General features: G+C 67.5%; 11 protein-coding genes. 5 read left to right on the top strand and 6 right to left on the bottom strand.

Annotated features, from left to right (window positions below; translation table 11 throughout):
* Window positions 1-232: 232 nt before the first annotated feature.
* The gene (locus ABN034_RS12730) at window positions 233-790 is read right to left on the bottom strand and encodes a hypothetical protein (RefSeq protein ID WP_349691213.1); all 558 of its coding nucleotides are present in this window, start codon (window positions 788-790) and stop codon (window positions 233-235) included.
* A 146-nt stretch (window positions 791-936) separates the two neighbouring features.
* On the bottom strand, window positions 937-1,164 hold the full coding sequence (locus ABN034_RS12725; protein ID WP_349691212.1) for a DUF8617 domain-containing protein: 228 nt from the start codon (window positions 1,162-1,164) through the stop codon (window positions 937-939).
* 108 nt (window positions 1,165-1,272) lie between these two features.
* Here ABN034_RS12725 and ABN034_RS12720 point away from each other — a divergent pair, with 108 nt between their 5' ends.
* Window positions 1,273-1,551: a hypothetical protein gene (locus ABN034_RS12720; protein WP_349691211.1), complete on the top strand. Its 279-nt coding sequence runs from the start codon at window positions 1,273-1,275 to the stop codon at window positions 1,549-1,551.
* 74 nt (window positions 1,552-1,625) lie between these two features.
* Window positions 1,626-1,844 (top strand): hypothetical protein, encoded by a 219-nt coding sequence (locus ABN034_RS12715; RefSeq protein ID WP_349691210.1) that lies wholly within the window; start codon window positions 1,626-1,628, stop codon window positions 1,842-1,844.
* A 36-nt stretch (window positions 1,845-1,880) separates the two neighbouring features.
* On the opposite strand, the gene ABN034_RS12710 is transcribed toward ABN034_RS12715, so the two are convergent.
* Window positions 1,881-2,033, bottom strand: coding sequence for a hypothetical protein (locus tag ABN034_RS12710; RefSeq protein WP_349691209.1), 153 nt, complete (start codon window positions 2,031-2,033; stop codon window positions 1,881-1,883).
* A gap of 178 nt (window positions 2,034-2,211) precedes the next feature.
* Between ABN034_RS12710 and ABN034_RS34380 the strand changes: the two genes are divergently transcribed.
* Together ABN034_RS34380 and ABN034_RS34375 are read left to right on the top strand one after the other, a co-directional pair.
* Window positions 2,212-2,670: a recombinase family protein gene (locus ABN034_RS34380; protein ID WP_502879028.1), complete on the top strand. Its 459-nt coding sequence runs from the start codon at window positions 2,212-2,214 to the stop codon at window positions 2,668-2,670.
* Complete coding sequence (locus ABN034_RS34375; protein ID WP_502879027.1) at window positions 2,646-2,918, top strand: helix-turn-helix domain-containing protein; 273 nt, start codon at window positions 2,646-2,648, stop codon at window positions 2,916-2,918. Before ABN034_RS34380 ends, ABN034_RS34375 begins: the two co-directional genes overlap by 25 nt.
* Here ABN034_RS34375 and ABN034_RS12700 read toward each other — a convergent pair.
* Both ABN034_RS12700 and ABN034_RS12690 read right to left on the bottom strand, forming a co-directional pair.
* Window positions 2,879-4,018 (bottom strand): TniB family NTP-binding protein, encoded by a 1,140-nt coding sequence (locus ABN034_RS12700; RefSeq protein ID WP_502879026.1) that lies wholly within the window; start codon window positions 4,016-4,018, stop codon window positions 2,879-2,881. The genes ABN034_RS34375 and ABN034_RS12700 overlap by 40 nt on opposite strands.
* Window positions 4,015-4,278, bottom strand: a complete 264-nt coding sequence (locus ABN034_RS12690; RefSeq protein WP_349691208.1) for a hypothetical protein — start codon at window positions 4,276-4,278, stop codon at window positions 4,015-4,017. The genes ABN034_RS12700 and ABN034_RS12690 overlap by 4 nt, the downstream gene beginning before the upstream one ends.
* 156 nt (window positions 4,279-4,434) lie before the next feature.
* Between ABN034_RS12690 and ABN034_RS12685 the strand changes: the two genes are divergently transcribed.
* Window positions 4,435-6,915: a glycoside hydrolase domain-containing protein gene (locus tag ABN034_RS12685; RefSeq protein ID WP_349691207.1), complete on the top strand. Its 2,481-nt coding sequence runs from the start codon at window positions 4,435-4,437 to the stop codon at window positions 6,913-6,915.
* Here the strand turns inward: ABN034_RS12685 and ABN034_RS12680 are convergent.
* Complete coding sequence (locus ABN034_RS12680; RefSeq protein ID WP_349691206.1) at window positions 6,909-7,190, bottom strand: hypothetical protein; 282 nt, start codon at window positions 7,188-7,190, stop codon at window positions 6,909-6,911. The genes ABN034_RS12685 and ABN034_RS12680 overlap by 7 nt on opposite strands.
* Window positions 7,191-7,241: the final 51 nt, after the last annotated feature.

Genomic DNA, 7,241 nt, shown 5'->3' with positions numbered 1-7,241 from the left:
CGGTGATGAAATCACCCCGCGCCATCGCCTCCCAGAACCGCTGATGCACCTCCGGAACCATCCGCACAGAGAACCGCACCCACAACACCCCTCACCCATCGGGTGTTGCGATCACCGCTCGAACCCGGGGATCCCTGACCGGACATCCGCCGGCCGTCGGGGGAACGCTGTGAACGCACGACCATGCCGATGAGCGGGCATGCGAATCGAGGTGGGGCGGGCCCGCTGCGCGCTAGGCGATCTCCACCTCGATCAGGTCCCAGTTTCGTGGGCCGGCGGCCACGAGGGCCTCGCCGAGAGGTCGCCGGAAGAGCAGATGACGAAACGACTTGAGCCCGTCCCCGAACGCCTCGGGTGACGCAATGACGTCGGAGGTGGACACCAAGGCGTCGCCGATAATCGGCGCCTCGTTCTCGCTCACGGGCAGCCACTTCCAGCGCCCGCACTGTCTGCAGGACGACCCCGTCCTGTCGCCCTCGAACTGGCCGTGTCGCGCTCGCACAGCCTGCACCATATCCTCTGGCGGGTGCCAGGGTTCGACCGTTTGGGCGGGGAGGATCTGTTTCACCCCGGTGGGACCCTTGCGTGGCTTGTGCACCTCTCCCAGCTCGACGGCGAACCGCCCGGTGATGTCGGCGGCCAGCCGCGCCGAAACGCAGACCACGTCGTAGCGCCAGTTCGGCATCCATACCTCGGCGCCCGGGAACTTGCTCCCCTGGATCACGAGCGCGCCTGACTGCTCGACCCGCGACGTACCGCAGCCTCGACACCACCCGTCCTCGCCATACATCGGTCCCAGGCCATATGAGTCTTCGGGCCAGGGCCAGCCCGGCGTGAAGCGCGGGGAGAGGGCCACCCAGTCAGCCGACGATTCTCGCACCGGGCAAGTATCTAGGTGGACCGCATGAAGCGCACTCTCCTGCCGCGATCCGGCGATCACTGCTCGGCGGCGTAGACCGTCGGATCATGGTCGAGGCCAGACCAGAAGACGTGGAACCGACCGCAGTCCGCGCAGCGGAAGCCGTGGGTCATCGCCTGGTAGACATCGTCTGCCTGCACCATCCCAGCGTAGGCGTCGAAGTCCCGGTCGGACATCAATAGCCACTCGCTGGGGTTGGGGATCGCTCCGCTTGACTGGATCCCGCTCCGCAGGGGCACCGCCATTTGGCCATGACGCCAGGGTCTCGCGGGAGGGGTTCGGTAGCGACCGGACATGCCGCATTCCGCGCGCTCGTGCCGATTGGCAAGCGCCAAGGTTCTACGCTGCGACCTGTGCCCGACGACCTTGCCGAGGAGATGCGACTCCACATGGCTGAGCCCTCCCCGGACGCCGTGGAGAAGGGGATGGACTACGGGGAGGTGGATGCGGTCATGATCGGCGCCGACATCTACGGCTGGGCGACCAGGGCTGGGTCGCTTTCCGACCTGGACCGTTCTCGACTGGTGAAGGCGGCTGACGAACTGCAGCGCTCAATGGCGGCCTTTCCAGCAGACGCCCGACCGTACTACGAGCGAATCCTCAGGATCGCTCGTCTCACTCTCGACGTCTGAGCGACGCACTCATCTGCCGCCGAGCGTGAATCACGACCATGCCGATGAGCGGACGGGCCTACTATGTTGGCCGCATGGCTGCACGAGAGGTCGACGAGCAACTGGCGATGCTCTGTCACATGGAACTGGCAGGCGGCGAGGAGTCCCTTGCCGAGACCGTGGCGGACCTTCCTCGACCCGAGTTGGAGCGTCTCCTCTGCCTTGCGGTTGTCGAGTTGATGGACTCCCAGCACGACACGGAGAAACAGGTTTCGCGCATGGCTCGCAGGCTCCAGCAGAGGCGCTCGGAGTAGCAGCAGTCTGGGCCCGCTCATGCCGCGATCAGTGTGTCAGCGGGCGACGAGGTACAGCGTCGGTGAAGTCGCGTAGACGAACACGCCACCCCCAGCCGAGAACCCGAGTGCACGGAACTCCTCGTCATCCTCGACCTGGACCGTAGTCCCGTCTGGGCCGTTGAGGGTCGCCCCCTCAGTCGTTCTCATGCAACGCCAGCCACCGGCCGTGGTTTCTCGGAGACGGCCGCCCCATAAACCCACAACGGGAACCGTATAGGTGCGGTCGGTGCCCACGTAGGTCGCCGACGGCGACGGCTCGCTGAACCACTCATAGGTACCTTCGGGATCCGGAACACGGTCGATCAGGGCTCCGCTGCGTGCATCGATGACGCCAATGCCGCTGTGGCTACAACGATCACGCGCTGCTCGTCCAGGAATCCAACCGCCACGAGCCCACCGACGGCTACCGGCCGCAGGGGCCCCCATCGCGCCATGCCGCGACCCGGGACGTGAAGGGAACCGGAGCATGCGAGTCGGCTATATCAGGGTCAGCAGCGTCGACCAGAACACCGCTCGGCAGCTCGACGGGATCGAGGTCGAGCGGACCTTCACCGACAAGGCGTCCGGGAAGGACACCGCCCGGCCGAAGCTCGACGAGATGCTGGCGTTCGTCCGCGCTGGCGACACCGTGATCGTGCACTCCATGGATCGGCTCGCGCAACCTCGACGATCTGCGCCGCATCGTGCGGATGCTGACCGGCAAGGTGGTGCGGGTCGAGTTCGTCAAGGAGAGTCTCACCTTCACCGGCGGACTCGCCGATGGCAAACCTGCTGCTGTCGGTGATGGGAGCCTTCGCCGAGTTCGAGCGCGCCCTGATCCTCGAACGCCAGCGCGAGGGCATCGCCGCGGCCAGACAGCGCGGCGTTTACACCGGCCGCAAACCCGCCCTCACCCCCGAGCAGGCCGGCCTGCTTTGTGAGCGCGCCGCCGCCGGGGAGCGGAAATCCGCGCTGGCCAAGGAATTCGGCATCAGCCGCGAAACCGTCTACAGCTACCTGCGGACCGCAAACGCCGCAGGTGTCACTGGCTGAGTCGGTCGAGGGCTGGGGTCGACCGCGGTGAGGAGCCGCAGCAGGTGGCGGGCGGGTTCGGGGTCGGTGCGGGCCGCGTCGAGCCAGCGGTCGACGGCCGTGGCGAGGTCCGGCACGGCCATCGGGCGGCGGCGGGGGTCGTCGCCGTCGTAGACGCGTTCGCGCGGTGGTGCGGCCAGCGCCGAGCCGAGGGTTCCCCGCGGGGTGATGCGCCGGTCGGCGACCAGTCGCAGCGCGGCCGCGGCGGCGTGCAGCATCGCCTCCTGGAGCGGCCAGTCGAGCTGTTCGTACGGGCGCCACACGGTCAGACCCGCGCGGACTGGGCGGCCGGTGGCCTGCCAGACGCGTTCCAGGGTGACGCGGGAACGAACACGGACCCGCGACGGCGACATGCTCACCTCGTCCAGCAGCGTGCGCAGCAGCCGGAACCACACGCCGACGTGCACCGGGCGGCCGGGCAGCGTGACCATGCCGGTGGTTACGCCCTCGTGGGTGCGTCGGTCGAGGTCGGCGACGAACGGATCCACCGGTGCCGGTTTCAGCGGGGCCAGGCCGAGGGCCAGGTTGACGTCGCGTTCGGGTTCGAGCCGGCAGCCGTGCTCCGCGCAGCCGGTCATGATCGGCAGCCGCCACATCAGCGCGGTGCCGCGCTGGGGATCCTTCGCGCACTCCGGGCAGACCCGGCGCAGCGGGTGCGCGGGCAGCCAGGGGCCGCGCCACGTCCTGAAGCGCTGCGCGGTGTTGCGCCCGGCCTGGCCGGGGGCCAGCAGCACCGATCCCTGGCGGACGTAGGTGTCGAACACCAGTTGGCCCTGCTCGTCGGCGTCGAGTGTGTCGGTCAGCCAGGGGTGAGAGCGGCGGAACTGCTCGATGATCATCGACTTGCCGTTGTTGGTCGGCCCGATCAGCAAAAGGTTCGGCATCCGCTGCTTGGCCGGCCAGGTCAGCAGCGTCTCCATCCGCCTCAGCGCCTCGGTGGCGCGCGGGTAACCGATCCACCGGTCCGCCCGCACGTACCGCAATCGTTCCTCATCGGGCAGCCGCGCGATCCGCTGCGCGGACGGATGCAGATGCGACAGGTCTACCGGTTCGCCGATCACCACTGTTCGATCACCTCGAACGGCGCCGCGGCGACCATCCAGGGATCGGACGTCGGTGGATCCGGCACCGAGGCCGTGGTGTGGCTCCTCGGCGGGTTCGATCTGCGGCGCTCCGCGTCTCGGCGAGCCTTGCGGCTGGTGGCTGCGGCTTCCTCGGTGATGTCGCGCATCCGGGCCACCATTGCGAACAAGGCGTTCTCGTCGACCTCGGCGCGGCCCAGCTCCCGTAACCGGGCGACGGCGGCCAGCTGCTCCCACACGCTGATCGTCGGCCGCGCAGGCTGTCCCACAGACCGCCGACGGCCGAGTCCATCCAGTCGAACCCGCCCAAGTTTTGAGTGGTCTAGTCAGGTTTGTTGGCCCGGTCCGGCCGAGCTCCCAAGAATAAGGGAACCTGACCGCCACCAGGAGGTTCGATGAAAACATCCCTTGCCGCTTCGGTAGCGATGGTGTGCGCGGGCGCACTCGTCGCGCAGGCACCTCTGCACTCCGCGGTCGCCCAGCCGGACCTGGCCCAGGTCTGGGCGTCCCGGGCCTCCACTCACGTGTTCCCGAACTCCCTTCCAGGCGACACCGGCGGCAGCTCCGCGCTCAACCTGGACGCCGCCCGGAACGAGTTCGAGGCCGGCCAGGTGGTGATTCGCCGGTCCCGCGCGTTCACGATCAAGAAGGTCGACTTCACCCCGCTGGACTCTGGGCCGTACCGGATCTCGGCGGCCAACCTGACGTACAACTTCGTCAAGTTCGTCCACCTGAACCACAACTCGGTGTTCGGCGGTAACCAATACGTGTACGCGCCGAGCCGCCCGGCCCCGGACCTGTTTCCCGACGGCCTGTCGAACGAGCGCAGCACGACCGTACCGGCCGGCCAGACCCAGCCGATCTGGATCCGGGTCCAGGTGCCGAAGAACGTCGCGGGCGGGATCTACCGCGGCGCGATCCGGATCGAGACCGACAGCGGCACCGAGGTGGTCCCGCTGTCGGTGAACGTCCGCCCGGTGACCATCCCGGACGCCAAGGACAGCGGCTTCACCGACGTCGCGTGGACGCTGCTGTTCGGCACCATCTCGTACCAGGAGCCGCCGGTCGAGACGATGCTGGCGAACTACGGCTTCTCGCCCTTCACACCGAAGTGGTGGGAGCTGATGGAGGACTACGCCCGGATCCGCCGCGACTACCGGCAGAACAACCTGAGCCTGCCGACCAGCAACCTACTGATCCAGGGCGGTACCACCGTCGACTCGGACGGCAAGGTGCACTTCGACTGGCGCACCTTCGACCAGGTGGCCAAGTTCTTCATCGACCGCGGCACGGTCAGCCGGCTGGAAGGCCTGTGGATGGCCGGCGGCCCCGGGTACTGGACCAAGTGGGACGTCGAGATCCTGGCCCGGGATGCGAACGGCAAGACGGTCAAGCAGTACGTCGACTGGGACTCGCCCGAAGGCAGGAGCTACATCACCCAGTACGTGACCGCCCTGCGCGACCACATCAAGGCCAAGGGCTGGGAGAAGCTCTGGTGGATGCACGTCGGCGACGAGCCGCAGGGCGCCTCCGGCCGGGAGGGCTGGAACGGCATCTTCGACCTGATCAAGGGCATCTGGCCGGAGGTCAAGATCGGCGACGCCACCTTCCACGACCCGAACGCCACCGAGGTCAGCAAGCGGGAGGACATCACGATCCCGAACCTACTCAACTACGAATGGAACCCGGGACCGTTCGACGAGGCGCGCACACAGGGCAAGGACCTCTGGTTCTACAACTGCAACATCCCGACACTCGGTTTCCTCAACCGGTTCATCGACCAGCCCGAGTATTACCAGCGGCTGACCGGCTGGCTGGCCGCGGCCCGGGGCGCGAACGGCCATCTGCACTGGGCGTTCAACAACTGGAACATCTCGATGGACGACCAGGACGTCAAGGGCGACTTCTGGGTCGTCAACCCCGACAAGGACCGGATGCTGTTCGAGCGCACGCTCCGGCTGGAGTCGCTCCGGGACGGGATCGAGGACTGGGAGGTGGTGGAAATCCTCAAGCGCACCCGACCGGATCTCGCGACCGACCTGGCCAAGGCACTGGTGAGCACTCCCGGCACGTTCACCGGTGACGTCACCTTCCTGGACCGGATCCGTGCTCTGGTGCTGGACCTGGCGGCGGGCAAGCAGCTGGCCGGTAAGGACCTGGTTGAGCTGGTCAAGACCGGTGGAGTCGCCGACCTCGGCTCGCAGCATCAGGTGGACGGCGTGTACCTGAAGTGGGGTGCGTCGCAGCCGGCCGTGTACACCGTGCAGACCTCGTACGACGGGGTGAGCTGGGTGGACGCAGGGACCCGGAACAAGGCCGACGGCGGCGAGGACTTCGTCGGGCTCAACGCCAAGGCCCGGTACGTCCGGCTGAAGGCGGCCACGCCGGCGTTGGAGAGTTTCAAGGTCGTGAGCAGCCCGCTGCCGCGGCAGAACCTGGCCGGCGGCCTGAGCTACACGAAGTCCTGGACGCCGCCGGAGCGGTTCCCGGACTCGACCGGGCTGGAGTCGACCGACGGCGTGATCTCGGACAACTGGGGCGACGGCCGGCCATACGTGATCCAGGGCATGCCGGACGAGAAGAAGGACTTCGACGTGAGCTTCGATCTCGGCAACCGGAAGGTCGTCCGCGAGGTGGATGTCCAGGGGTACGTCGAGTACTCCGGGTACCGGCCGGACACGGTCGAGGTGTTGACCAGTGACGACGGCACCACCTGGACCAGCCGGGCCAAGGTGACCCGGCCGAACGATGCCTCCGGCAACCGGTACGAGCTCAGGTTCGCGCCGGTCCGGGCCCAGCATGTGAAGGTGGCGTTCACCCGGACGTTCACCAAGTCCGCGGACGGCGTGTTCCTGGACGACATCGAGATTTACTGAGGCCGGGGTCGCTGGGTGAGGCGCAACTGGAGCGCGGCTGCTCCCAGCAGCGCTCCACCCAGCGGCATCAGGCCGAGGTCCACCGAGATCGCGACGAAGCCGAGGACCAGCAGGACCGGAGACCAGACCGGCAGGCGGTGCCCAAGAGTGAGTAGCACCGCGAGCGTGGCGAACCTGACCGACAACGAGCCCGCCATCTCCGCGTCCGACAGGCCGCGGCCTTTGAATCTGGGCAGTTCACGGGGCTTGGCGTGCTGCTTGCGGATCTGCTTCAAGTAGCGAGCTGGCTTGAACAGGATGTCGTAGTTGGGGATCCACGAGTTCAG

This window comes from Actinopolymorpha sp. B11F2 (assembly GCF_040195635.1).
GTDB lineage: Bacteria > Actinomycetota > Actinomycetes > Propionibacteriales > Actinopolymorphaceae > Thermasporomyces.
Note: the sequence above shows the minus strand (reverse complement) of the source record. Positions and strands in the feature narration are given on the sequence as shown.

Coding starts and splice junctions, on each gene's coding strand:
- ABN034_RS12710 (WP_349691209.1), bottom strand. CDS start 2,033: ATGAGAACGACTGAGGGGGCGACCCTCAACGGCCCAGACGGGACTACG.
- ABN034_RS34375 (WP_502879027.1), top strand. CDS start 2,646: ATGGCAAACCTGCTGCTGTCGGTGATGGGAGCCTTCGCCGAGTTCGAG.
- ABN034_RS12715 (WP_349691210.1), top strand. CDS start 1,626: ATGGCTGCACGAGAGGTCGACGAGCAACTGGCGATGCTCTGTCACATG.
- ABN034_RS34380 (WP_502879028.1), top strand. CDS start 2,212: ATGACGCCAATGCCGCTGTGGCTACAACGATCACGCGCTGCTCGTCCA.
- ABN034_RS12730 (WP_349691213.1), bottom strand. CDS start 790: ATGTATGGCGAGGACGGGTGGTGTCGAGGCTGCGGTACGTCGCGGGTC.
- ABN034_RS12725 (WP_349691212.1), bottom strand. CDS start 1,164: ATGGCGGTGCCCCTGCGGAGCGGGATCCAGTCAAGCGGAGCGATCCCC.
- ABN034_RS12685 (WP_349691207.1), top strand. CDS start 4,435: ATGAAAACATCCCTTGCCGCTTCGGTAGCGATGGTGTGCGCGGGCGCA.